The sequence below is a fragment of the Exilispira thermophila genome, assembly GCF_055389015.1.
Genome location: NZ_AP042476.1, coordinates 2654701 through 2680208 on the forward strand (window position 1 = coordinate 2654701; position 25508 = coordinate 2680208).

The 25508-nt window shown below is 24.7% G+C and carries 25 protein-coding genes; 18 read left to right on the forward strand and 7 right to left on the reverse strand.

Annotated features, from left to right (window positions below; translation table 11 throughout):
• Positions 1-6 precede the first annotated feature (6 nt).
• Entirely contained in the window at positions 7-1632 is a 1626-nt protein-coding gene (locus ACZ5EC_RS11235; protein ID WP_464304164.1) for an ATP-binding cassette domain-containing protein, read from the forward strand.
• A 154-nt stretch (positions 1633-1786) separates the two neighbouring features.
• Here ACZ5EC_RS11235 and ACZ5EC_RS11240 read toward each other — a convergent pair whose 3' ends face one another.
• Positions 1787-2086, reverse strand: coding sequence for a hypothetical protein (locus tag ACZ5EC_RS11240; protein ID WP_464302574.1), 300 nt, complete (start codon positions 2084-2086; stop codon positions 1787-1789).
• A 422-nt stretch (positions 2087-2508) separates the two neighbouring features.
• Complete coding sequence (locus ACZ5EC_RS11245) at positions 2509-3999, reverse strand: hypothetical protein (RefSeq protein WP_464302575.1); 1491 nt, start codon at positions 3997-3999, stop codon at positions 2509-2511.
• A gap of 247 nt (positions 4000-4246) precedes the next feature.
• Between ACZ5EC_RS11245 and ACZ5EC_RS11250 the strand changes: the two genes are divergently transcribed.
• The 3 genes from ACZ5EC_RS11250 (at position 4247) to ACZ5EC_RS11260 (ending at position 6011) form a co-directional block, all read left to right on the forward strand.
• The gene (locus tag ACZ5EC_RS11250) at positions 4247-4861 is read left to right on the forward strand and encodes a hypothetical protein (protein WP_464302576.1); all 615 of its coding nucleotides are present in this window, start codon (positions 4247-4249) and stop codon (positions 4859-4861) included.
• Positions 4862-4878: 17 nt separating this feature from the next.
• Positions 4879-5181, forward strand: a complete 303-nt coding sequence (locus ACZ5EC_RS11255; RefSeq protein ID WP_464302577.1) for a winged helix-turn-helix domain-containing protein — start codon at positions 4879-4881, stop codon at positions 5179-5181.
• Positions 5182-5435: 254 nt separating this feature from the next.
• Positions 5436-6011 (forward strand): hypothetical protein, encoded by a 576-nt coding sequence (locus ACZ5EC_RS11260; RefSeq protein WP_464302578.1) that lies wholly within the window; start codon positions 5436-5438, stop codon positions 6009-6011.
• Between the two features lie 147 nt (positions 6012-6158).
• On the opposite strand, the gene ACZ5EC_RS11265 is transcribed toward ACZ5EC_RS11260, so the two are convergent.
• On the reverse strand, positions 6159-7169 hold the full coding sequence (locus tag ACZ5EC_RS11265) for a calcium/sodium antiporter (RefSeq protein WP_464302579.1): 1011 nt from the start codon (positions 7167-7169) through the stop codon (positions 6159-6161).
• A 546-nt stretch (positions 7170-7715) separates the two neighbouring features.
• On the opposite strand from ACZ5EC_RS11265, the gene ACZ5EC_RS11270 reads away from it, so the two are divergent.
• The 13 genes from ACZ5EC_RS11270 (at position 7716) to ACZ5EC_RS11330 (ending at position 18909) form a co-directional block, all read left to right on the forward strand.
• Positions 7716-8192, forward strand: coding sequence for a Na+/H+ antiporter subunit E (locus tag ACZ5EC_RS11270; RefSeq protein ID WP_464302580.1), 477 nt, complete (start codon positions 7716-7718; stop codon positions 8190-8192).
• Between the two features lie 16 nt (positions 8193-8208).
• Entirely contained in the window at positions 8209-8481 is a 273-nt protein-coding gene (locus ACZ5EC_RS11275) for a cation:proton antiporter (protein WP_464302581.1), read from the forward strand.
• The gene (gene mnhG / locus ACZ5EC_RS11280) at positions 8471-8797 is read left to right on the forward strand and encodes a monovalent cation/H(+) antiporter subunit G (protein WP_464302582.1); all 327 of its coding nucleotides are present in this window, start codon (positions 8471-8473) and stop codon (positions 8795-8797) included. Before ACZ5EC_RS11275 ends, mnhG begins: the two co-directional genes overlap by 11 nt.
• A complete protein-coding gene (locus ACZ5EC_RS11285) occupies positions 8794-9039 on the forward strand; it encodes a Na(+)/H(+) antiporter subunit B (protein ID WP_464302583.1) in 246 nt (81 codons plus the stop codon). Before mnhG ends, ACZ5EC_RS11285 begins: the two co-directional genes overlap by 4 nt.
• Positions 9036-9824, forward strand: a complete 789-nt coding sequence (gene mbhE, locus ACZ5EC_RS11290) for a hydrogen gas-evolving membrane-bound hydrogenase subunit E (RefSeq protein WP_464302584.1) — start codon at positions 9036-9038, stop codon at positions 9822-9824. Before ACZ5EC_RS11285 ends, mbhE begins: the two co-directional genes overlap by 4 nt.
• Positions 9825-9829: 5 nt before the next feature.
• Positions 9830-10231, forward strand: coding sequence for a sodium:proton antiporter (locus ACZ5EC_RS11295; protein ID WP_464302585.1), 402 nt, complete (start codon positions 9830-9832; stop codon positions 10229-10231).
• Positions 10228-11661 carry a complex I subunit 5 family protein gene (locus ACZ5EC_RS11300; protein ID WP_464302586.1) on the forward strand — a complete coding sequence of 478 codons (1434 nt, stop codon included), beginning with the start codon at positions 10228-10230 and terminating at the stop codon, positions 11659-11661. Before ACZ5EC_RS11295 ends, ACZ5EC_RS11300 begins: the two co-directional genes overlap by 4 nt.
• Entirely contained in the window at positions 11661-13502 is a 1842-nt protein-coding gene (locus tag ACZ5EC_RS11305) for a proton-conducting transporter transmembrane domain-containing protein (protein ID WP_464302587.1), read from the forward strand. Before ACZ5EC_RS11300 ends, ACZ5EC_RS11305 begins: the two co-directional genes overlap by 1 nt.
• Before the next feature lie 26 nt (positions 13503-13528).
• The gene (locus tag ACZ5EC_RS11310) at positions 13529-14434 is read left to right on the forward strand and encodes a respiratory chain complex I subunit 1 family protein (protein WP_464302588.1); all 906 of its coding nucleotides are present in this window, start codon (positions 13529-13531) and stop codon (positions 14432-14434) included.
• Between the two features lie 233 nt (positions 14435-14667).
• Positions 14668-15195, forward strand: coding sequence for a NuoB/complex I 20 kDa subunit family protein (locus ACZ5EC_RS11315; RefSeq protein ID WP_464302589.1), 528 nt, complete (start codon positions 14668-14670; stop codon positions 15193-15195).
• A gap of 67 nt (positions 15196-15262) precedes the next feature.
• A complete protein-coding gene (locus tag ACZ5EC_RS11320; protein ID WP_464302590.1) occupies positions 15263-15775 on the forward strand; it encodes an NADH-quinone oxidoreductase subunit C in 513 nt (170 codons plus the stop codon).
• A gap of 25 nt (positions 15776-15800) precedes the next feature.
• Positions 15801-16904, forward strand: coding sequence for an NADH-quinone oxidoreductase subunit D (locus ACZ5EC_RS11325; protein WP_464302591.1), 1104 nt, complete (start codon positions 15801-15803; stop codon positions 16902-16904).
• A 181-nt stretch (positions 16905-17085) separates the two neighbouring features.
• Positions 17086-18909 carry an FAD-dependent oxidoreductase gene (locus tag ACZ5EC_RS11330; protein ID WP_464302592.1) on the forward strand — a complete coding sequence of 608 codons (1824 nt, stop codon included), beginning with the start codon at positions 17086-17088 and terminating at the stop codon, positions 18907-18909.
• Positions 18910-19086: 177 nt separating this feature from the next.
• Here the strand turns inward: ACZ5EC_RS11330 and ACZ5EC_RS11335 are convergent, their stop codons facing one another.
• Positions 19087-20025, reverse strand: coding sequence for a hypothetical protein (locus tag ACZ5EC_RS11335; protein ID WP_464302593.1), 939 nt, complete (start codon positions 20023-20025; stop codon positions 19087-19089).
• A 152-nt stretch (positions 20026-20177) separates the two neighbouring features.
• Between ACZ5EC_RS11335 and ACZ5EC_RS11340 the strand changes: the two genes are divergently transcribed.
• Positions 20178-20303 carry a hypothetical protein gene (locus tag ACZ5EC_RS11340; RefSeq protein ID WP_464302594.1) on the forward strand — a complete coding sequence of 42 codons (126 nt, stop codon included), beginning with the start codon at positions 20178-20180 and terminating at the stop codon, positions 20301-20303.
• A 507-nt stretch (positions 20304-20810) separates the two neighbouring features.
• Here the strand turns inward: ACZ5EC_RS11340 and htpG are convergent.
• The 3 genes from htpG to ACZ5EC_RS11355 form a co-directional block, all read right to left on the reverse strand.
• Positions 20811-22766 (reverse strand): molecular chaperone HtpG, encoded by a 1956-nt coding sequence (gene htpG, locus ACZ5EC_RS11345; protein WP_464302595.1) that lies wholly within the window; start codon positions 22764-22766, stop codon positions 20811-20813.
• Between the two features lie 276 nt (positions 22767-23042).
• Positions 23043-23948 (reverse strand): TlyA family RNA methyltransferase, encoded by a 906-nt coding sequence (locus ACZ5EC_RS11350; RefSeq protein ID WP_464302596.1) that lies wholly within the window; start codon positions 23946-23948, stop codon positions 23043-23045.
• A 215-nt stretch (positions 23949-24163) separates the two neighbouring features.
• Complete coding sequence (locus ACZ5EC_RS11355; RefSeq protein WP_464302597.1) at positions 24164-25507, reverse strand: cysteine desulfurase family protein; 1344 nt, start codon at positions 25505-25507, stop codon at positions 24164-24166.
• Position 25508: the final 1 nt, after the last annotated feature.

Below are 25508 nucleotides of genomic sequence, written 5' to 3' on the forward strand. Positions count from 1 at the left end.
GAACAAATTTCAATGCTGGTAAATACAAATTATTTTCTGGTAATATTTTCTTTAATTAGTCTTATTGTAATCATAATTATTTCATTAAAGTGGACTAATAAATTTATTTTGGTTTTAGTTCCTTCATATATTGTTATAATAGTAATTATGAAACTTACAGGAAATTTATATAAAAAAAAATATGCAGCTGCAAGAGAGGAAGTAGTTAAACTTAATCCTAAAATTCTGGAATTTATTGAAAATAGAAAAACAATTGAAAAATATTCAAATATATTTCAATTTGAAAATACAATTATTAAGGATATGCATAAACGGGATAAGTTTTTTACTTTTGCATTTGCAGCAAATGCATTTGGGAAATCTTCAATAGAAGCAATTAAAAGCTTTTCTTTAGTATTATTTATTATTTTATCATATTCTGAATTATTATCTGGAAAGCTTGAAGTTTCATCATTTATTGCATTATTTTCATATTTTCTCCAGGCTTTTATCCCTTTAAATTCTTTTCAAACATTAATAAATGAAAATCACAAATTTAAAATTTTATTAAACAGGATTAAAAATTCAATAAAAATAAAACAGGTTATAGATTTACCTGAAAATAGTGAATTCAATTTGAATAATTGTTATTTTTCATATAAAAATAAGAAAAAAAATAGTATAATTGAAAATATTTCATTGGATTTAAATAAGAAAATGATTGGAATTGTTGGGTTATCTGGTGAAGGAAAATCTACATTAATAAAAATCTTATCAGGTGAAATAATCCCTGAAAAGGGAAATTGCACATTAGGAAATGCAAATGTGGCAAATATACCTTCTCAAATATTATTTTCACAATTGAAAATTTATGAACAAAATGCTATCATATTCAATAAAAATCTGGAATTCAATATTACTCTCGGTAAAAAACCTTTAATGAAAGATGAATATTTTTCAATTTCAAAAAAAATAGAAAAAGATATTCAAAAATTTTTAAATGAATTAAATAAATTAATTAAAAATGGTAATTATGACAGAAGAAAAGTAATCAATCTAATTATGAATAAAAATAATGAATTTTTGTTTAATATTTTTCCATTTAAAAGGAATAAAAAAGATATATCAATACTTGCTATTGAGATTGTAAATTCTATTATTTCAAAAATTAATAATGATAATTTAATTGAAATTTTAAAGGATGCTTATTTATCAAATTTATATTATAATAAAGAAAGATATGACTATTTATTAAATTTATTAGATTTGTATAAACTTGAAGGACGGAATTTTGGACAAAGAGGAGAATTTATTTCAGGAGGAGAAAAAAATTTAATTTGTTTAGCACGATTTTTGCTAAATGAAAAAATTAAAAAAGTAATTATTGATGAACCTTTTACCAGTTTAGATCCTATTACTGAAAATAAATGTTTATCTATTTTATATGATAATTTACAAAATTGTTCAGGAATAGTTATTTCGCATAAATTAAATATTATTTCCAAACTATGTGATGAAATTTATGTTCTTAATGAAGGTTCAATTATTGAAAAAGGAACCCATTCAGAATTAATTTCAAATAAGGGAATGTATTCACAATTATATAATGAATATATGAAACAAAAGGAAGATGCAAATTTTTCCATAAAATAATTTGAAAATAATATTGTATAATAATAAATTTTCTAATGTAATATTGTTAATAAAAATTTTGTTAGTTAATTTTACTTTAATGTTTATTATTATGATTTATAAAGGTAAAATTTAAGTTTCATCAGTATAATTTTCGTTAAAATTAAGTTTTTTATTATATGGTTTTGTCTTTTTTTTCGGTTGCAAGTTTAATAATACCTAATAGGAGGAAAAACATTGATAGAGATATTATTAAAAATTTGATAATTGGGAAGCTACCAATTGCAAAGTTCCAATCATCAGAAACAATGTGAGCATTTTCTAAAACCCTGAAAAATGAATAAAGGTAATTGAATAATGCTGCTAATACGATTAAAAATAGTGAATTGTTTTCTTTGTTTTTATCCCAGAAATAGATAGCAGCAAAAGCTAATGAAATTCCAAGAATCATATCAATTGAAGTTGTAAACCACATTTTCTGTACCTGTTTTATTTTATTTATTTTAATCTGTTTTGTTTTATTGTTATTTTTTATAACCTATATTAATGAAATACAGGTTTCAAATCAATTATTAAAATATCCCTTAATATTATATTATATAAATCGGTAAAAATCAAATTTGTAAAAATAAATTTGATATAACAAAATTAAAAATTATTGGATAAATTATAATAAGAGTTTGGGATTTCATAAATAAATTTTGTTTAATTAAAGTAAAAATGAATATAAAAACTTAAAAAATTTTAATATTGCAATATATATAATTGCCATCAAATTTAATAAAGTACTTTTATTTTTAATATATTATACAAGGATATAAAAACCATAAAAATTATTTGAAAAATAAAAGTTAACTAATTAGTAAATATTTAAACTATTGTTCATCAAAAATTTCTTTATATTTTAAAAATCTCTTTATATTTTTTAAAAACAGATTTTAATGATAAAATTTCAGGCTGACCCATATCAACTGGTAATACACCATAATTATAATTACAAAAAATTTTAAACACATTCAGGAATAATATTTTTAAATCATCTGTTTTAAAAGGAACTAAATTTTTTAGTTTAGAAAATTTAGTATCTAAATTTTTGATTTTTAAATCAGGATAAATCTTGATATATGGACCAACAATGCTAAAAAAATCAAATTGGTTATCTAAAGGATTATTTATAAAGCTAAAATCATACTCCAATGTTTCTAAATTTTTATAAAATTCTTTGAAAATTAAAGTTTGCTTTAGATACAAATAACTATATTTAAAAGTTTCAATTGCAAAAGGGTTATAATTTTCAGGGGTAAAAAAGGTATCATCACTGTTTTTAATTATATTATTATTAAAAAATGAATCAGTAATTATATAAAAATTAAAATATAAACCTGTAGATAAGTTGTTACCAGCAATATAAATATCAAAATAGTCATTAGTTTTAAATATGTTGTTCCCTTCACTTATATTTTTATAGATATTGTTAAAATTAAAAAACAAAGAAAAAGGGAAAAATCTAAATCCAGTTTTACTTTCATCTAAAATTATAATGTTTTTCTTTGATTTTAAAAATTTTACCAGTTCCATATAATGGTACATGACAATTAAGTAGTTAATAAAAAACGGTTGAAAGTAAAATTGTTTTATTCTATTTTCAATCAAATATTTTTTATATTTATAAAAATCGTTTTCAAAATAAATTGTAAGTGTTTTATCAATTTTATCATTTTCAAGGTTTTGGTCAAAAAGAGTTAAATTAAAATTTATAGAGAAATAGAAATATTGTTTTAAAACTTTAGAAAAGAATTCATTGAACTTATTTTGGTTTCCCTGCCTTAAAATTAGTAGTTTAATTTTTTTTAGATTGAAATCATCAAAATAATATGGAAATCCATCGATATGAATTATAGAATTTTCAATGATATTTGTATCATTATTTTTATAGTCTTGATAAAATAAAGTTGTTACAATTTTTTGAGATTCATTTATGGATATAAATTTGTTAGAAGATATTTTATTAACAAAAGATAAAAGAAGATTGTTTTTTTGAAAATCAAAAAATATGTTTCTGGATGAATGATTTAAACTTTTTTTTAAATTAGAGTCTAATAACTTTTTATTTTCATAAATTTCAATAGGGCCATAGAATTTGAAAAGAGACTTATTAAAAAAAAGTATTTTCAATAAATTTTCTTTTTCTTTAATAATATTATAGAAAGGTAATCCCCATCCTTTTGAAAGATAATTTTTAAAATGAGTTTTGATTCTTTTAGAAGAAAAAGTAAAAATAGATTCAAAATTTGATAGGTATTTAATTTTATTTTGAGTAAAATTATATAAGAATATACCTTTTGCTTTTTTTATTTTAAAATCTGAAATCTTTTTAATATAAAACATAACTAATAGAAAAGATAGCAATAAATTTAAAATATTCAAACTAAAAAAATAAAAAATCAAAAAAATACTTGACAATAATACAAAGTACTTTATATTTTAAAGCATGATTAAGTTAATGTTTTTATAAAAATAAAATTCTCTTTTAAAGAGGATTGTAAAAATAGCAGTTATAAACTTTTTAAAGGAATTATTTTAAAACTAAAATAAATTGATAAAATCATTAGTTTGGTTATAAAGGGGGTAAAAGATGAGTGATTTTAAAAATGCAGAAGAAGATTTAAAATTTATTAAAAAAGTTATTGAGCAGTCAAGACAGGTTTCTATTTCAAATGGGTATGGAATGATTGCAGGAGGAATATACTCTGTTATTGGTACAATTGTTTCTTATATTTTAGCTTATTTGCACTTTGAAAATATAATTGCTCCTTTCTGGATTATCTATAGTATATTGTTTTTTTCTATTACTTTCTATTATATGATGAAAAGAAGAAAAAAAGGAAAGGTTTATTCTATATATGCTAAGATAATTAATTCTATATGGATTTCAATATATTGTGCTATTATAATAATGTTTTTTTCAGCAATAATTTTTCATACTATGTCAGTTTCTGTTGCATTAGCGAATTTATCAATATTTTTAGCAATAGCTTATTTTATAACATCAATTTCAACAGATTCTAAATTATATAAATTCATTTCATTTGGATGGTTTATAGTAGCATTTGTATTGTATATATGGGAAAAATATATTTCAAGTTTTTATTCACCACTCTTTTTTATGTTATTTGTAATTTTATTACTTATAGTCCCTGGAATTATAGAAAATAGAAAATGGATTAAGAGTTTAGATGATAAAAAATAGAAATAAAAGGAAAAAGGATGAAAGATCATAGTTTTGACTTCAAAAAAATTGATCCTGTAATACATTCAAGAATCAGATTAGCTATTATGGCATTACTTTTAGAGTATGAAGAAGTAGAATTCAATTTTATAAAAGAGCAATTAAAAACTACAGATGGAAATCTTTCAGTTCATTTGAGAAAATTAGAAGAAGTTGAATATATAAAAATTGATAAAAGATTTATAGATAGAAAACCACATACATTTTGTAGTTTAACCCAAAAAGGAAGAGATGCTTTTGAAAACTATATTAAAAATTTAGAAAATTTTATTAAAAAATAAGATTTTATTAAGGGTAGTATTATAAATGTAAGTTTTTTAAAAAAGAAGATACACCAATATTCCAATTATAAAAACTTATATTATATTTTTTTATTTATAAACTTTAAAATATAAAGTAAATTAATATATAAAGAACTTGATAAGGATGAACAGCTTTGTGTAGATACAAAAAATTAATTAAAAATTGGATATGTATCTAAAGTTTATAAAATTAATGGTTATAAAAATAATAATTTTTTTAGGAGGATATATTTATGAAAACAAAACAAAGAGTTTTATCAGGCTTATTTGTATTTATGGGATTACTTTTAATTTTTGCTGTTACAGGTTTTGCAGAAAGTAGTGATAGCAATCTTTCCTGGGGTGCTGGATATTCAATTACAGAGTATACAGATGCTTTTGGATTGAATCTTAATTTTTTATCACCAGCATTTTTTGAAAATAGTGTTCAAATAAAACTTGATGCAAATGTTAACTGGTTAAATGCACTATATCAAAATGGGATAGAAACAAAATATAACTGGTTTCCTTATTTTAGTGGAAGTTTAGAAGTGATAGGTGGAGGTTTTATTAATCCTTTTATTAGATTATATGGTTTTGGGGGTATCTATTTTCTTATAGGCAATAAAGATATTACTACTTTAGATTATAAAATTGGAGGTATTGGAGGTTTCGGTTTTGAATTCTTTTTTAATAATAAAGAGGTAAAAACCTCTTATTTTATTGAAATAGGTGGTTGTGGTATAAAAGCAATAGCAGATAAATTGTTATACTCACCTCTTATTTCAAATGGATTTGTGATTTCTGCTGGTTTTAGATTTTATTTTTGATAATTTTTTTTATTATTAATTATAATTAAAATCGTATTTAAATATGATTAAAATTATGCAGGAAGAAATTGTAAATCGAATTTTTTTAAAAAAGTTTGCTGCCTCAAAAAAGAGGCAGCTATTTTTTTATTTTATTACATATCAAAATTATCCAATTAATGCTGCCATTTCAGGTAAGAAAAACATTACAATGATCAGATAAATAAGATAAAGAATAACAAGAACTATACCATTAAATTTATTTAAATTGTATTTATATCTCATAAATGCAAGCATTGTAAATACAATTATAAACATTGAAATAAATGCAAAAATTACTGTTTGTTTTGATAGTTCAATAGGTGTAATAGCTGCAGAAACTCCAATTATCCATAAAATATTTAAAATATCAGCTCCAATTATATCACCAACAGCAATTTCCCCATGTCCTTTTCTTGCAGCAATAATTGCTGTAAAAATTTCAGGTAATGAAGTTCCAATTGCAATAACTGTTAAACCAATAATTGTTTCAGATATTTTGAAAAAGTTTGCAATAACAATAGATGAATGAATTATAAGCCTACTTGAAATTAAAACTCCTGCTAAACCTAAAATAAATAGAAGTGAGATTTTTAAAATATTGTGTTCTTTTTTTTCTTTTTCCAATAATTTTTCATCAATTTCAACAAGATTAAGTCTTCTTTTTTTTTCAATAATATAAAGTGTTATAAGATAAACAATCATAATAAAAACTAAAATAATCCCTTCAAAACGGGAAATATGTCCATTTAATGCAAGTAAAAAAGCAAGAACATCTATGAATATTAAAAATATCCCTGAAATATTTAAAAGATTTTTATTTATTGAAATTGCAACTGGTGCAAAAACTGCTGCTAAAGCAAGAGCAAGTCCATCATCAGCCATTACAGAACCTAAAGCATTCCCAAATGCAATTTCTGGATGTCCAAGATAAGCTGATTGTGCAGAAACAGCAATTTCTGGAGCAGTTGTTGCAAATGCAACAATTACAATTCCAACAAGCATTTTGGGTAAATTGAAATAGGCTGCAATACCAACTGAAGATTCAACAAATATGTCAGCACTTTTTGTTAAAATAATAAATGAAATTATTAATAAAATGAAATTAAAGAAAATATTATTTAAAATAGTATCAATCATTTTATTTCCTTAATTAGGATTTTTAATTTTATAGATTTTTCTTAAATTTTTTTATCTATATAATTTTTATTTTTATTTATATTAACTTATAATAATTTAATATTTATAATGATTTACAATGATTTTTATTGATTATATTTTCTTTAAGATTTTGAAAAATACTTTGTTTTAGTTGAAGGTAAAATATAAAATAAAAAATACAATAAATTTTTTAGTATAAGTTTTTAACTTATATCAAAAATTAAGATATTATTGATATAACCAAAAATAAAAAATTATTGACAAATGAATTCTATAAACTAAAATATTTTAAATCTAATTGAGAATTTTATAATTATAAAATTATAGAATTTTATATGTATTTTGCTACTAAATGTAAAAAGTATTGTTTTTATTTTAATTAAAATTTATTTATTTTATAAATTTTTTAAATTTAATTTTATTTGTTAGTATAAAATTTTGATAATATTAAAATTAGTTATTGACAAAATAAAATTATTTTATAAATTTTTAACGATTTCAAAAAAATCTTTTAGGGAGTTAATTGTGGCAACATTTTTGTCAGTTTTCGTCCTTTCTTGCCTTTTCTGGCTGGGATTTACATGGAAATTTACAACAGAATCTTTATTAATTGGTCTTGTTGTTTCTATTTTCGTTTCAATCTTTTTTAGTAAAGTTTTTAAATTTAACATTTTTAAGAAAAACTTTGTTGTTAGATGGGTTAAATTTATTTTTATTTATATTCCAAATCTGGTTTGGGAAATGATTAAAGCAAATTTTGAAATAGCTAAAGTTGTTCTTGATCCCAAATTACCTATTGATCCAGGTTTTGTAAAGAAACAGACTATTTTAGCTAAAGATGAAGATCTTGAAAAATTAATAGTTGCATCTTCAATAACTTTAACACCTGGAACTTTAACAGTTGATGTAGTTGATGATTGTTATTTGATCCATACTGTATTTAAAAGCAAATACAAAAAAACAAGAGATATTGTTTCAACTTTTGATAATTTATTAAAGTAAAGTGAGGTATCAAGCAATGCAAATACTATTTTATATTTTTTGGTTTTTTATAGGTTTAGGAGCAATTCTAGCTACATTAAGGATAATTCTTGGTCCTAAATTGTATGATAGAATTGCAGCATTAGATTCTTTAAATGTAATAATAGTCGGTATATTGATTTTTTTATCATTAATATTCAAAAAAGGGTTCTATCTAGATGTTGCTTTAATTTATGCGGGTTTATCTTTTGTTGAAACCATAGTTTTTGCTAGATTCCTTGAAAGAATGGGAGGACATAATGTCAATTAATGAAATAATTGGTGCTATACTTATGACAATAGGTTCAGTGTTTTTCTTTTTAGGTGGTCTTGGAATTTTTAGAATGCCTGATGTTTTTAACAGGCTTCAAGCTGGTACAAAAGCAACTACTTTAGGCACAATGAGTTTTGCATTAGGTGTAGGAATCTTTTATCCTGCATTTTTAGTTAAATCAATTGTTTTAATTATTTTTATTGCATTTTCTAACCCTGTTGGGAGCTCAGTTTTAGCAAAGTCTGCTTATAGGGTTATGATTAACAAAGATGAAGAAAATTGTAAAAATTATACTACAGGAGAAACTAAATGATATATTTAGGTGGTTTGTTTATACTGTTAATAGCTATTTTTTCAATTTTAGCAATTGAAAACAAAAGCATTTTGAATGCAATTGCTTTTATGTCAGTTGCTTCATTGTTTACAACAGTGGTTTTTGTTATTTTAAAATCTCCTGATGTTGCAATGACTGAAGGTGCAATTGGAGTAGGATTAACTACATTTTTATTTATTGCAACTTATTTTAAATTAAAAAATAAAGGAGCAACAAATTGAAAAAGTTAGTAACAATTTTAGTTTTATTAACAATTTTGATATTTCTTATAATAAACCTTTCAGATTTACAAAATTATTTTGTAAAAAATAGTAATATTTCTAACCCGGGTTTGCTTCTTTATGATAAGAATAATGTAGATAATAAGGTTTCTGCAGGGTATATTTATAAAAATGTTGATAAATGGCCAGATGTACAAAAACAAACAGTTAGTTATGGAACTTCTGGTTATGTTGAAGGTTCAGCAAATATTGTTACATCTATTGTAGTTGGGTTTAGAGCATTTGATACAATGGGTGAAATTACAGTTTTGTTTATTGCGATAGCTGGAGTTGCTGCTCTTTTTGGTCTTTCTAAAAAGGAGTTTGAGATATCTGAAGAAATTGAACCAAATTTTGTATTAAGAAATGCTTCAAAATTTTTATTACCTTTAATAATATTGTTTGGTTTATATATCATTATTCATGGTCACTTGAGTCCGGGTGGAGGTTTTCAGGGTGGTTCTGTAATTGCTACTGGAGTTTTGATGTTTTATCTTTCCTTTGTATCTTTTAAAGAAAATCCTCTAAAATATACATTTATTGAAACACTTTCAGGTTTTTCTTATATATTTATTGGTCTTTTATCAATTATTTTTATGGGATTCTTTCTGGGTAACTTTCTTAAAACAGGTACAATTGGAAATATTATTAGTGCAGGTATAATTCCAATATTGTATTTCTTTATTGGATTAAAGGTATCAGCAGAGCTTTCATCAACATTGCTCTACTTTCTTGATAAGGAGTAAATATTATGAGTTTGGAATATATTGTTGCAAATTGGATGGTTTTTTGGGGTCCTTTAACAATAGTTTTTATTGGTTTATATGGAATCCTAACCCAAAAAAATCTTTTGAAAATATTAATTTCCATTGATGTCATGGATCTTGGGGTTAATCTCTATATTGTTGGTGTTGGTTATGTTAAAAATGGAATTGCTCCAATACTTACAAAAGGGATGACTTCAAATAATATTTTTGTGGATCCTTTACCACAAGCTTTGGTTCTTACTGCAATTGTTATTTCTCTTGCAGTAACTGCATTTTCTTTATTTCTGGTTATTAAACTGTATGAAAGATACAACTCACTGGATATTTCCAGTATTTATGACAAAGAAAATACTTTTAGCAATAATAATAATGAGGATGATGTATGAGAGGTTTTTTAAATCAAATACCTATATTACTTGTTGCAATTCCTCTTGCATTTGCATTTTTAATTCCATTATTTAAGTTAATGTCTAAAAAATTGCCTAAATTTATTGTTTTATTAATTGCGTTATTTAATGCTTCAATTGCAATTTATATGGCTTTAGCTTTTAAAAATAATGGATTAAATATTATAAAATATCAAATAGGTAATTTTATTCCTCCATTTGGTATTGAATTCCAGGTTACTTTTGTTTCAAGTATGTTTTTACTTTTAATAAACTCTATTATTTTTCTCCTTGGCTTTTATTATATCTGGGACAAAAATTTTACAGTTAAAGACAACTATGGTTATGCAATTGGATTTTTAGGAGCAATTGCATCTTCAAATGCACTTATTATGTCCAATGATTTATTTAATATTTTTGTGTTTTTTGAAATAGCAACCATAAGTGCATTAATAATTGCTACTTCTGATAGAAAAAAAGGATATCTTGGTTCTTTTAATTATCTTATTTATACAGCAATTGGCTCTGTTTTCCTTTTAATTGCTATTTTAAGTGTATATTCGCACAATGGTACACTTTATCTATTTGATTCTGTTAGCTTAGCAACAGCTTCTAAAAATTTTGTTCTTGTTATAGGATTACTATTTTTTATTGCATTGGGGGTTGAAGCTAAATTATTCCCATTCACTGGTTGGATACCTCATGTATATGGAGGTTCTACATCTGTTTCAGCAATGCTATTTTCTGTTATTTTAGCTACTTCTTCACTTTATGTTTCATTTAAAATATTCATTGCACAGCACTTGGTTTCAAGTCAAACTTTATTTTTAGTATTTGCTTTAACAACTTTATTTATTGGTGAGATTTCTGCATACTTATCAAAAGATATAAGAGTTACTTTTGGATTTTCATCTATGGCTCAATCAGGTGTTTTGTTTGCTGCATTTATCCTTGGTGGAAATGTTGCAAAATATGTAATACCACAATTTTTTATAATTATGCTTTCAAAATCAATAATATTTTTCTCAATTTTTAATATTGGAGAATATAAAATTGATAATTTAAATGGAAAATACAAAAAAGATCTTATTTCAAGTTTAACTTTAGCAGTAGGTGGCTTATCATTAGCAGGTATGCCTTTATTAGCTGGTTTCTGGACAAAAATTGGGATGTTAAAAGCAATTTTTTATGATAATCATTATATAGTATTTTCTATTATTTTACTTTCAAGTCTTTTTGAAGTTTTTTATATTTTTAAAATATTACAAAGATTATACTTTAAAAATGTTGGTGAAGAAGTAAACTTAAAATATAAATTCAAAGCTTTATCTTTGATTCCATTGATTTTATCTTTAATTGTTCTTGCATTGGGTATTTATCCACAATTTATTAATCAAATGTTTAATCTCCTATTGAAAGGGGGTATTTAATGATTTCTAATATAATAGTTGCTTTATTTGTCGCTTCATTTTTTATATATCTATTATCAAAAGTTGATTTAAAAATTGGAACAGCAACTTTAGCAGTAATAATTCTTGGTGTATTATACTATTTTGCCAGACTTTATCCTCAAGTTGCTAGTGATTTAAATATTAAATATGGGTCATTATTTACTCTATTTGGGTTTCAATTTTTTAGTTTTACTTTAGCTATGTATAAATGGTACTTTGTTATTATTGGTTTATCTGCTGTTGCCTTAGCTTCCATATTTGCAATTTCAGGTAATACTGATATAAAATATGGTCCATCATTTAATTTCTTTTTAACATATATTGTTATTTCAATAATAGGTGTATTTTTAGCAGGGAATTTTATCACATTATATATATTCTGGGAATTAATGACTTGGACTTCATTTTTCATTGTATCAATGGGTAAAAAAGATGCCAAAAAAGCTGCTTTAATTTATCTTTTTCTATCAATGATAGCTGCATATTTTATGCTTAGTGGAATATTTATGATTGAAAAAGGTTTAAAAACTGAAAAAGGCTATTTATGGGCAATGATCTATTTCATTATTGCTGCATTTATAAAAGGTGGTATTTACCCATTACATATATGGTTAAGACCTACTCATGGAAATGCTCCTAATATTTTTTCATCAATTCTTTCTGGTTTTCTTATTAAATATGGGTCATATATTTTATTTATAGTTTTGCTGCTTTTTCCAACGACAAATGTTTTAAAACATTATAAGTTTTTTAATAATTTAACAGCATTTAATTACACACTTGCTTTACTTGGTGGATTTTCAATTATTGCAGGAACACTAGCTGCAATTATGCAAGATGATGTTAAATATCTAATTGCTTTTTCATCTGTATCACATGCAGGGTATATTTTGCTGGGTTTAGCATATGGAGGGACATTTGCAACTGCTGGTGGATTAATGCATATTATGGTACATATGTTAACTGCACTAGGTATGTTTTTATCTATAGCAGCTGTTTATTCTGTTACTCATACGACAAAAATGAGTGAAATGGGTGGATTGGTTAAAAAGATGCCTATTACTTTTTTAACCTACTTAATTTCCATTATATCAGTTGCAGGTATTCCACCAATGGCTGGTTTTATTTCTAAATGGCTTATCTATCAGGAATTGATTTCAAAAGGAGATGTGATTCTTGGGTTTGCTGCTTTTTTTGGTAGTATAGGTTCATTTATGTATGTATTTAGACCTTTAGCTACGATATTCTTAGGACAACTTCCAGCCAAGTACAAAGATGCAAAAGAAGTATCTGTCTGGATGCAAATTCCTATGTATATAATAATGGTTGCAACAATATTTTTTGGAGTTTTTCCACATTATATATTGCAGGTTATTGCACAAATTCAAAAATATGTTGGTATTAAACCAATCAAAACTTCTATGACTTCAATTTATACTTCATTAACTAGTTTGAGTCCAACTACAATTAATTTACTTTTTGCTGGTGGTTTTGTTATTGCTTTTATCCTTTATTTTCTACATACTAAAACTACAAAGGTTGAGCAATGGGAGAATTATACTGCAGGTGAAATCGTTCCAGAATTGCAAACAACACCAGAAATTTATCATTATGCAAAAAATTATTATAGACCATTTGAAAGAATGTTTAGAAAAGTTCCTTCTCTTGAAAGATGGTTTTATGATTCAGTATTTAATATAAAAAGATTTTTTGAATATATTAAAGGAATTCTTTTTGAATCAAATACAACTGTTTTAATATGGCTTTCAATGTTGTCTATATTAACAATTGTAATTGTTTATTTTATTAAACTATTTTAAGTTTATTTTTATAAGGGAGTTATTTTATGATAATTCAATATATCTGGCAAGGTCTTTTGTACTTATTAGCAATATTTGTTTTTCAGGTAACTTTATCAGGTTATGCTAGAAAATTAACAGCAAGATTGCAAAAAAGATATGGACCACCTGTTACACAAAATTTTTGGGATATTTTTAAATTATTTGCTAAAAGATCATCAATATCACATGGATTACTTTTTGAGTTTGGTATATGGATGGCATTAGGAGGTACTTTAGCAACTGCTCTTTTAGTTCCTGTTGTTAATTGGACAGTTGTACCTGGTACTGCTAATTTTATTGCTATAATTTATCTTTTAGCAGTTGGTTCGCTAGGTATGGCAATGAGTTCAGTTGCATCTGCCAATCCAAATGCCTCAATTGGTATCTCGAGGGCATTAACACAGATGTTGGGATATGAATTACCATTTGTTGTTATAGCAATAATAATAATACAACATACAAAATCAAGTAACCTATTAAATATTGCACAGGACCAAATTAAAAATGGATGGAATATTGTTAGATATCCTATAGGAGCATTGGTAGGATATTTGTCATTACTTGGTATGTTAGGTAAAAAACCATTTGATTCACCAATAGCACCTGCTGAAATTGCATCAGGTCCATTGGTTGAATATTCAGGGAAAAATTTAGGTTCATTAATGGTACAACATGAATTTGCGACTTTCGTTGAGATAACTATGTTTATCTATTTCTTTCTTGGAGGAAGTGTAAATATTATAGATTTTATAATAAAATATTTTATTGTATGGTCTTCTGCAGTTATGGTTAGTGCAGTTATGCCAAGATTTAGAATTGAGCAGGCTGTAAAATTCTACTGGAAAGTTGGAGTTTCTCTAGCGTTTATACAGGCGTTGTATACATATATTTTAAAAATATATTTGTTTTAAGATTTAGTTATTTATAATGTTAATGCTTAATAATATTAATAAATTCAAGATATTGTTAAGTTAAAGTTTTGTTATTAGTAATTAGTAATAATTATGGGATAATAAAATATATATTTAATAAAAAATATATAAAAATAATATTAAAAAAAAATTAAAATAGAGATATTGATATAAAAGATAAAGTTGATTTTTATAAGTTATTTATGAAAAAAATTAAATTCAAAGAGGTGATTATGGACAGCAGAACCTTGATTGATAAGATAAAAGATATAATTCAGGGGCATTCATTATGGATGTTGCATTATTGTACTGGATGTGGTGCTATTGAGCTACCTCCTACAATGACTTCCAGGTTCGATATGGAAAGATTTGGAATTGCACCTATGGCAACACCAAGACAGGCCGATATTTTGTTGGTAACAGGTTATCTTTCTTTAAAGACATTAAAAAGAGTAATTTACACTTATGAACAGATGCAGGATCCAAAATATGTTGTTGGATTTGGTTCCTGTACTTTAAACGGCGGTATCTATTATGATTCTTATGCTGTTATATCCAAATTGGAAGATTATATACCAGTTGATCTTTATATTGCAGGTTGCATGCCAAGACCAGAAGCTATTATAGAGGGGTTTAGAACATTGATGAAAATGATTAAAAATGGTGAAGCAAATGGCTGGAAAAGGTATAAAGATAATTTAGATTGGTATAGAGCTAACCAGAAGAGAGTTTTCGGTGATAAATTATATACTGCAAGGTAAATTATGTATTTAATATTTAAAATTAAAAAATCCATTTAACCAGATAAATCTGGTATAGGAGGAAAATGTGACTGTTGAAGAATTAAAAGAAAAGATTATGAACGAACAACACATTGATGAAGATTCTTTTAAAATTATTAATAAACAAAAGCTTGCTTTTGTGATTGATAAAAATTCAGTACAATCAGTGCTTTCATATTTAAAGGGGTTAGGTTTTTTACAATTATCTTTAATAACTTGTGTTGATTGGTTAAAAGATAATAAATTTGAAATTGTATATAATTTAGTTTCATGGGAATTAAGACTTGATATAACTTTAAAGACATTTATTGATAGAAATAACCCTGAAATTAATACAATTCATACAATTTTTCCAGCTGCTATATATTATGAAAGAGATATCTGGGAATTTTTTGGTGTTAATTTTAAAGGTAATAATGAGTTAAAACCTTTATACCTTGAAGATTGGGATGATATTCCACCAATGAGAAAGGATTTTGATCCGCAAGCTTATTCTGATAAAAAATTTGGTGAGAGAGAATACAAATTTGAAATTCATCCAAAAAAAGTAATTGAATAAAAAAATAAAATTAGGGGTTTAACATATGCTTAAAGAGGTAAATCTTTTTCATGGACCTAACCATCCTGGTATGCATGGTAATTTTTCAGTTCATTTAACTGTAGATGGTGACACTGTTGTTAAAGCTATACCAAATCCAGGAATGTTACATAGAGGGTTTGAAAAATTAATGGAAAGAAGATTCTGGATTTCAAATCTTGCCTTAATACCTAGAATTTGTGTACCTGAACCTGACATAAATGAGGCAGTTTATTCAATGGCTGCAGAAAATATAGCTGGTCTTGAAGTACCTGAAAGAGCACAATTTATTAGAATGATAGTTCTTGAACTTGCAAGAATTACAGTTCATATGATGGCTTTAGGTGGAATAGGTGGACCAACTGGTTTATATACTGCACCAAACTGGGGACTAACTGATAGGGATAAAATACTGGATATATTTGAAAAAATTACTGGTGCTAGAGTTTATCATATGTATATAATTCCAGGTGGGGTTAGAAATGATATAAATCAGGATATAATTGATCATATTCTTAGAATGATGGATTATTTCGAAAAACATTTACCTGAATATAAAAAACTTGTCTTAGAACATCCTATTATATATAAAAGATTAAAAGGAATTGCACCTTTAACAAGAGACCAGGCTATTTCATGGGGAGTTACAGGACCTGGAATAAGAGCTACAGGTGTTGATTATGATGTAAGAAAATATGAACCATATTTTGCATATGATAAGGTTGAATTTGACATTCCAACAGAGACAGATGGGGATGCATATGCAAGAATGAGTATTAAATATAAAGAGATGTTTCAATCAATTAGAATTATTCGACAGGCTATTGAAAAGATGCCTGAAGGGCCTGTTAATGTTAAACCTAAAGGTAATGCTCTTAGATGGAGAATACCTAAAGGTGAATACTATGCTAGAGTTGAAAGTTCAAGAGGTGAATACGGTTACTATATGGTTTCAAATGGAGAAGAAAGACCTTATAGAGTAGCTGTTAGAGGAGCATCTTATCCACAAGGACTTTATGGTATTGAAAAAGGGATGCCAGGAACAAGATTGGAAGATGTAGCTATCTGGTTGGATACAATGGGAGTTTGTGCACCAGAAATTGATAGATAAAATAGAAAATAAAAATAATAAAAATTTTAGGAAATAATAAAAATAAAAAAATAAGATTATAATAATAAAAATATTAAAAATAATAAGAAAGTGATCATAAAATTATAATAATAAATAATAAATATTGAAAATAATAAAAGTGAAAAATAAATTGATTTAGATTAAAAAACTGGGGGAATTCATGGGTTTTAAAAAAAATTATTTCTCTCCTTTAATTGGTTTAAAATATCTTTTTAAAAAACCTGAAACAATTAAAGTACCAAAAGTTTATAGGGAAGCTGCAGAAAGATATAGAGGTTTTCATACTAATGATTGGGATGTATGTATAGGATGTGGTACTTGTTCAGAAATTTGTCCTACAAATGCAATTATTATGACTGAAGTTAAAGAACTTCCTGATGTAGAGGGTTCAAAACCAGAACGACCTGTTATAGATTATGGAAGATGCAGTTTTTGTGGATTGTGTGTTGATATATGTACAACTGGTTCATTAAAAATGACCAGAGAATATACACATATTTCTCCAGATGCAAATGACTTTTTATATATACCTTATGAAGATGGAATCCATAAAGTTGAATTTCCAGAGGGGTATAAAAGAACTGATGATTCTGATTTATTGGATCTTGAAAGAAACAATCTTGAAGCTATGGAACCAGAAGGGAGAAAAGGTTCTTTTATAGAATTTATGAAAGGTTTTTCAAAAGAACAAGCTATAATTGAATCTTCAAGATGTGTTGAATGTGGAATTTGTACAAAAACATGCCCTGCTCATATGGATATACCACAATATATCAAATCTGTCTGGGAAGATAACCTTGAAGAAGCAACTGATTGGTTATATAATACAAACCCATTACCAGGGGTATGTGGTAGGGTTTGTACCCATAAATGTGAAACAGTTTGTGCTTTAACAAACAGAGGAGAAGCTATTGCAATTAGATGGTTAAAAAGATATATAGTTGATAATACTCCTGATGATACATATGAAAAGGTTGTAATGGCAAAAGTGTCAAAACAGGGAGAAGGAAAAATTGCAATTATTGGTGCAGGACCAGCAGGTTTAGCTGCTGCATATTATTTAAGAACATTAGGATATGAAGTAACTGTTTTTGAAAAAGATGCAAGAGCAGGTGGTGTAATGAGATATGGTATTCCTGCATATAGGTTACCTGATTCAGCACTTGATAGAGATATTAAGTTTATTGAAAGCATTGGAGTTAAAATTAAAACAAATACTGAAGTAGGAAAAGATATTAAATTTGAAGATCTGGAAAAAGATTATGATGCTGTATTTATTGGAACAGGTTTTACATTGGGAAGATCTACAAGAGTTCCAGGTACAGATCATAAAGATGTATATCAAGCATTACCACTTCTTGCAAAAATAAGGGATTATGTAAGAGGTGACGGTCCAATGCCATATTTTACTGAAAATGTAGTTGTTATTGGTGGTGGTAATGTTGCAATGGATATAGCCAGATCACTTGTAAGATTACAAAATGAAAAATTTGGTAAATCTAATGTTATATTAACATGTCTTGAGAGTGAAGATATAATGCCAGCTGATAGAGAAGAAATAGATGAAAGTAGAGAAGAAGGAGTAAAAATTTATCCAGCATGGGGACCAAAAGAGATAGAAATTGGTGAAGATGGGAAAATTAAAGGACTTCATGTTGTAAAATGCTTATCTGTATTTGATGAAAATAAAAGATTTAATCCAAAATTTGATGAAAATCAGAAAAATTTCTTTGAAGCTGATATGATTGTTGAAGCTATTGGACAGGCACCAAATTACAACTATATACCAGAGAAATATCAAGAAAAACTTGAATTTATTAGAGGTAGAATAAAAACTGATGAAAATGGAAGAACTGCAATTGAATGGTTGTTTGCAGGAGGTGATATTGTCCATGGGCCAGATATAATTCATGGTATTGCTGATGGTCATAATGCTGCAAAAGCAATTGATCAATATTTAATGGAAAAAAATGGTAAAAAGTAAAAGTTTATATTAAAATATTTATTTATAGAAATTTTATTAAAAAATTAATAATATCTTAAAAAAATGTATATTAAAAAAATCAAAAAAGTGCTGCCTAAAAATTAATAAGGCAGCTCTTTTTTTAATTAAAATTTTGACGAGTGTTTGTCAGTTACCAAAGATTAAAAAGAGGTTATTTTATCTATTTCTGTGAAGTTCGATATCTGAAAACCATATAATATTATTTCCATCTGTTGATTTATAGAAGGTAAAACTGTCATATTCATAAGAATAAGTTCCAGAATCGCTTCCATTAGGGTGAATTGCCCAGTCATTAATATTTGTATCCCAGGGATAAGTTTTAGTATTTGTTGAATCTATATAAAATGTTATCATTGTTCCATTTTCAAAGTTGGTGTCAGCAGGTAAAGAATATGAAATTGAAAGAGTTTCAACAGTTTTTGTACCACTTGTAATTTTTGAATTTTTGTCTTCGGATTGAGTAATAAAAGAAAATTGAATTGAATCACTAGTACTAAAATCAAAAATAATTGTAAGAATATCTTTACTTCCCCCAGCATAATATATTATCTGTTTATGTTGAAAATAATTGTCTATTAATTCAAATGCATTATAAAAAGAATTTTCATAAAAGATTTTTGTAAAACTTTCTTTTACTTTAAGTGATGAGTCAAAATTAGAATCTGAATCATCAGTTATAATATCATACCAAACATAGGTTGTATCATCTGTGGTTGAAGGATCATCTCCAAAAGTTTGTGTATAATTTAAAGTTAATAAATAGGTTTTGGAATCATAGACATATGTTCCCTTATATCCACTCGTTTGTACCCATCCTTCACCAAATTTATTATCACCATCAAAATCATCAGTAGTATCTTCATAATAATATTCTTCATGTATATATGTTCCATCAGATAAAAATTTATCTTTAGAATATCCTACATCATAATAATAATAAATTGCATCTTCTTTGAAATGTCCATTATTATCAACATTTAAAGTTTTATATTCAATTTTAGTAGACGCTGGATTTTGACAGCTAGAAAAAGAAATAGAGATTAGAATAAGAATAAATATAAATATAAATATAAATATAAAAAAATTACTTTTCATATGAAATCTCCTGTAAAGATATTATAATAATATTTTTATAAGAAAAATATATATTGTCAATAATTTAATTTATGATTATAAGTTCCTTATAGAAATAATTTATTAGATTGACTTTAAATTTGAAAAAAATTAATTAAATGAGGTTATTTAAAATGGGAAATTATATGATAATGCATGATTTAATTTATAATTTAGTTTATACATATACAAAAGTAAAGCTTAAAGTATTAGTTAAAAGAAAAGTTTATACAATAGTATGGTGTATCCCTATTAAATAAGCAAATATAAAATTGTTAGAATTGATTAAAAATGATAAAATATCTTTCGTGGCTAGTACAGTTAATAATAAATTGAAATTATTTTATTTAATTAAATAAGATTAAAACTATATATATCTGAATTGAAATTTTTCGACTGGATTTCAGTTGTCAAAGGTTAAAGAAATATAATGACTTCGTGGTAGATGCAGTTAATGATAAAATTTGAAATTATTAGTGTTTATTTATTAAATATAAACAATATATATATCATAATTAAAATTTCTTGACTGGATTACAGTTGCCAAAGGCTCAAGAGAAAAAAATAAAATATATTAGTTTAATGTTGTAAAAGATTAAATTTAATAATTACATAACTGTACTAAGGAGAGAAATTTTAATTAGGATATTATAATACTTATTTTTTAAATATCTCAATAATTTCAATTTTATTATTAACAAAAAAAGGTTATCCCCAAATTTTTCAGGATAACCTTAAAAAACTATAAATATTTTTTATTAATAATATTAAAAAGCTTTTTCCATGATTTTGTTCATTATTTTAGTAAATTCTGAAATGTTTTCAGGCATAATCCCTTCAGATAACAATGAATAATCATATAAAAGATTGGAAATCTCTTTCAGTTCTTCAGCATTGTTATTGGAATCATAAATTACTTTAAATTTTTTAAAAATTGTATGCTCTGGATTAATTTCAAGTACTTTTTCAGCTTTTATACCAGGCATTGCTTCAAAATTAGATAAGATTTTTTCCATATGTATTGATAAACTATTTTCTGAAGTAGAAATGCAAGCAGGATATTGTTTTAATTTATCAGTTAATACTACATCTTTTACTTTTCCTGTTAAAATTTCTTTAATTTTATCAAGATATTTTTTGTTTTCTGATGTGGCTTTTTTTATTTCATCGCTAATTTTATTACCTTCCGATTTAGCTAATGATTTAAATTTTTTCCCTTTATATTCTAATAATGATTGAATCATTAATTCATCTACCTCATCAATTAGAAAAAGAACTTCATATCCTTTTTCTTTGGCAAATTCCATTTGTGGTGCGTTTTGCAAAGTTACAATATCTTCACCTGATAAATAATAGATAAATTCCTGTCCTTCTTTCATTCTAGAAATATATTCATCTAAAGTTGTATAATTTGATTTATTTGCAGAATTATTGAATGAAGAAGGAAAAATTAAAAGCTGGTGTAATTTAGTATTTTCTTTAGCAAAATCTGTGTAAACGCCAGTTTTAATTAATTTCCCAAAATATTTCCACCATTTTTCATATTCTTCCCTTTTGTTTTTAAGTTTTTCTGCTAAAGAATTAATAACTTTCTTTTCAATATGTTTTTGAATTGTTTTTAATATCTTAGTATGTTGTAATATCTCTCTAGAAATATTTAAAGAGAAATCTGGTGAGTCTACAACGCCTTTTATAAATTTTAAATAATCAGGAACAAGTTCTTCACATTGTTCCATTATAAAGACATTTTTAGAATATAGTTTTAACCCCTTTTTATATTGTGGAGAGAAAATTTCAATTCCAGTTTGTTTAGGGATAAAAATTAAAGCTTTAAAATCTACAAGCCCTTCCCCTTTTGTATGAATAGTAATAAATGGGTCATCAAAATCATGAAAAGTTTGTTTATAAAAAACATTATAACTTTCTTCTTTTATCTCGTCTGGAGATTTTTGCCAAAGAGGTTTTTGAGAATTTAATATTTTATATTTTTTTTTCTTAATTACTTTAGGATCTTCTTTTTCACCTTCTTCTTCAGCTTTATCTTCAATTTTAATAGGGTATGGGATGAAATCAGAATATTTTTTAACAAGTTGTTCAATCTCAAATTCTTCTAGGAATCTGTCATAATTTTCTTCATCATCATTTTCTTTGAGAAAAAGTATAACATCAGTTCCATTAGAATATTTATCATATTCCTCAATAGTATATTTGCCATCACCTTTAGATTCCCATCTATATCCTTTATCAGAGAGAGGTGATTTAGTAAGGATTACAACTTTATTTGAAACCATGAATGCTGAATAAAATCCAACACCAAATTTACCAATTAAATCAATTGTATTATTTAGGTCATTAGTATTATTTTCACTTTGTTGATTGTTTTTATTAGCATTTTTTAGACTTTCTATAAATTTTCTAGTTCCAGAACTTGCAATTACCCCAATATTATTTCTTAGTTCATCAAAAGTCATTCCTATACCATTATCTCTAATTAAAAGGGTTCTGGCTTTTTTATCTGGTTTAATCTCAATGTATAGGTCATCTATCCCTTTTAAAATTTCAGGTTTAGTAAGAGATTCAAATTTTATTTTATCAAGTGCATCAGAAGCATTTGAAATAAGTTCTCTTAAAAAGATTTCTTTATGAGTATAGATTGAATGGATCATTAAATCCAAAAGTTGTTGAGTTTCAGTTTTAAATTTGTATTCATGTCTTTCTGACATTATTAATCCTCCTGAAAATAAAAATTATTTAAAAATATAAATTAAAATATTAAATAATTAAAGTATTTAATATATAAAATATTTAGTAATTTGCATATAAAGTAATTAAAATATCTATTAACTAAAGTATAAAACAATAAAATCTAAAAATGCTTATTTAAATAAATAAAATTCAATTTGTAAATTGATAAACTAAATTTAATGAAGTAAACAAAAAAATAATGATTAATATTTCATTATAAAAATAAAAAAATATTTGATAAGAGTAAAGAAAAATTATTGTTTTATTCTTTTTATTAACATCAAATACTCAATGTTCCCTTTTTTCCCTTTGATAGGAGATTCAGTTATTTTTTCTATAGAATAGCCGTTATAATTTAAAAATATTTTATAATCATTAATAATTTTTTTTCTAAATTTATCATCTTTAATTATTCCATTTTTTAAATACCTTCCTTCTGATTCAAATTGTGGTTTAAAAAGTATTATTCCCCAATCTTCTTTGATAATATTAAATAATTTTAGTAATATTTTTTTTGTAGAAATAAATGAAACATCCATAACAAAAGAATCAGGTATAAAATAATCATCATTAATATCAATTTTTGAAAACTTAACATCGTTAATAATTTTGTATTTGCAGAAAGTTTTATTCTCATTAAAAAATTTATTTTCTTCAAAAGATTTATTATTTTTTACTTGATTATAATTATTTAATATATTTGTTTTTATAAATTCAATATGTTTATTAAAAGAAACTTTTAAATCATCTAAGTTAATATTTTTAGCATTGTAATTTTCCATTATAATAATACATGGATTATTTCTTAATGAATTGTCAAGCTGAGATGTTCCAACATCAATAGCATATATAAAATTAGCCCCATAGTGCAATAATACCTGTGTAAAACCACCTGTTGAAGAACCAATATCTAAAAAAATCTTATTTTCAGGATTAATTTTAAATGTTTTAAATGCATGTTCAAGTTTTAAACCTGCTCGAGATACCCATTTTGTTTTTTTATTAATCTCAATTGTTAATACAGAATTGTCATTTATTTCAAAAGATGGTTTTGTAATAATTTTTCCATTTATTTTAATACTTTTATTTTTAATCTCCTGGGATGCTTTACTCCGTGATGTAAAATATCCAAACTTAAAAAGAAATAGATCAAGTCTCATTAATTAAATATTTCCTTATATCTTTTAAAATTCTTTTTGCTATAAATAAAAAATTAATTATTTCATATCTATTTTATTAGATTTAAATATATTATTATAAAATCTTTTTATTATAGGTTTTATTATTTTAAATTTTATTTTTATGAATTGTTATAAATTATTTTTAATATCTTAAAATGGATTAAATTTACCAAAATTATTTATACATAAAAATTTTAAAAATAAATTTCCAGTATTTTAAAAAGCTCATTAACAAATATATCAACGTCTTCCTTTTTTGAAAAATATCCAAAGGATATTCTTATTGCCCCATCTGTAAAATTTGAAGGAATACCAAAAATTGAATTATCATCTAAGGCTATGTTATTAATTTTCTTTTTTGCATTTGAAGAGCATGCTGAACCTGGAGAAATAAAAATATTTTTTTCTGATAGAGCATTAACAATAACTTCCGCTTTAGCATTATTAATATAAATTCTGTTAATATATGGAGAAATTAATAAATTGTAATTTAACTTGCTTTTATTAATTTTATTTTTAGTATCTTTAATATCATTTGTATTTTTTGTTAAATTATAAAAATCAAAATTATTAAAAAACAAAAATTTATGATTTAATTTATTTTCAAAAGAAAATACTTTTTCTTCAAGATAATTTTTTAAAAGTAGAGATTTTTCCAGATATTTTCCAATGTTTGAATATTCTCTTTTTATTACTTCAAAAGTTGAAAATATAGGGAAAATATTTTCAGTTGAAGGAACAATCCCTTTTTCCTGTCCGCCTCCAAAAATTAAAGGTTTAATTAAAGATGAATCTTTCAAAAATAGAAATCCAAGTCCTCTAATACTGTGAAATTTATGTGAAGCAGCAGTTATTGAATCCACATATTTAGAATTAAAAAATGGAAGTTTCATAAATCCTTGAGTTGCATCAACATGAAAGAAAATATAGGGATTTTTCTTCTTAATTTTTTTAGAAATATCAGTTATGGGAAATATAATTCCATTTTCATTATGAACCCACATACAGGTAACCAATATAGTGGAATCAGAAATTGCATTACTGAATTTTTCAATAATATATTTTTTAAATTTAGAATAAATATCATCTTCTTTGTTTTTATTATAATTTTTTAGATTAATTTCTTTCAAAAATAGTTTATAATATTCTTTTAAGTTAATATATTTAATTTTAAATCTATTTAAATTTTTTACAGGATTTATGATTGAAGAATGTTCCCATATTCCTACAACTATTTCAGGGTTTTCAATTTTCCTTTTTATTTTATTTTCAATATTCTTGTGTATATTTTTCAAAGTACCATTTGATAAAATTACATTGTTTGAAAAAGTTCCTGAAAAAGTATAAAAAAGTTCAAATTCATTAAGGTTAAAGGCATTTTTTATAAAAGTTTTTGATTCTAAAATTAATTTTTTAACTTTAAATCCATTTTTATATATAGAAGAGGGATTAAACCAATAATATTTAGAATAATCATTGTAAAGATCTTGAATATAATCAAATGGCTTAGTAGTTGCAGCATTATCAAGATAAACCATG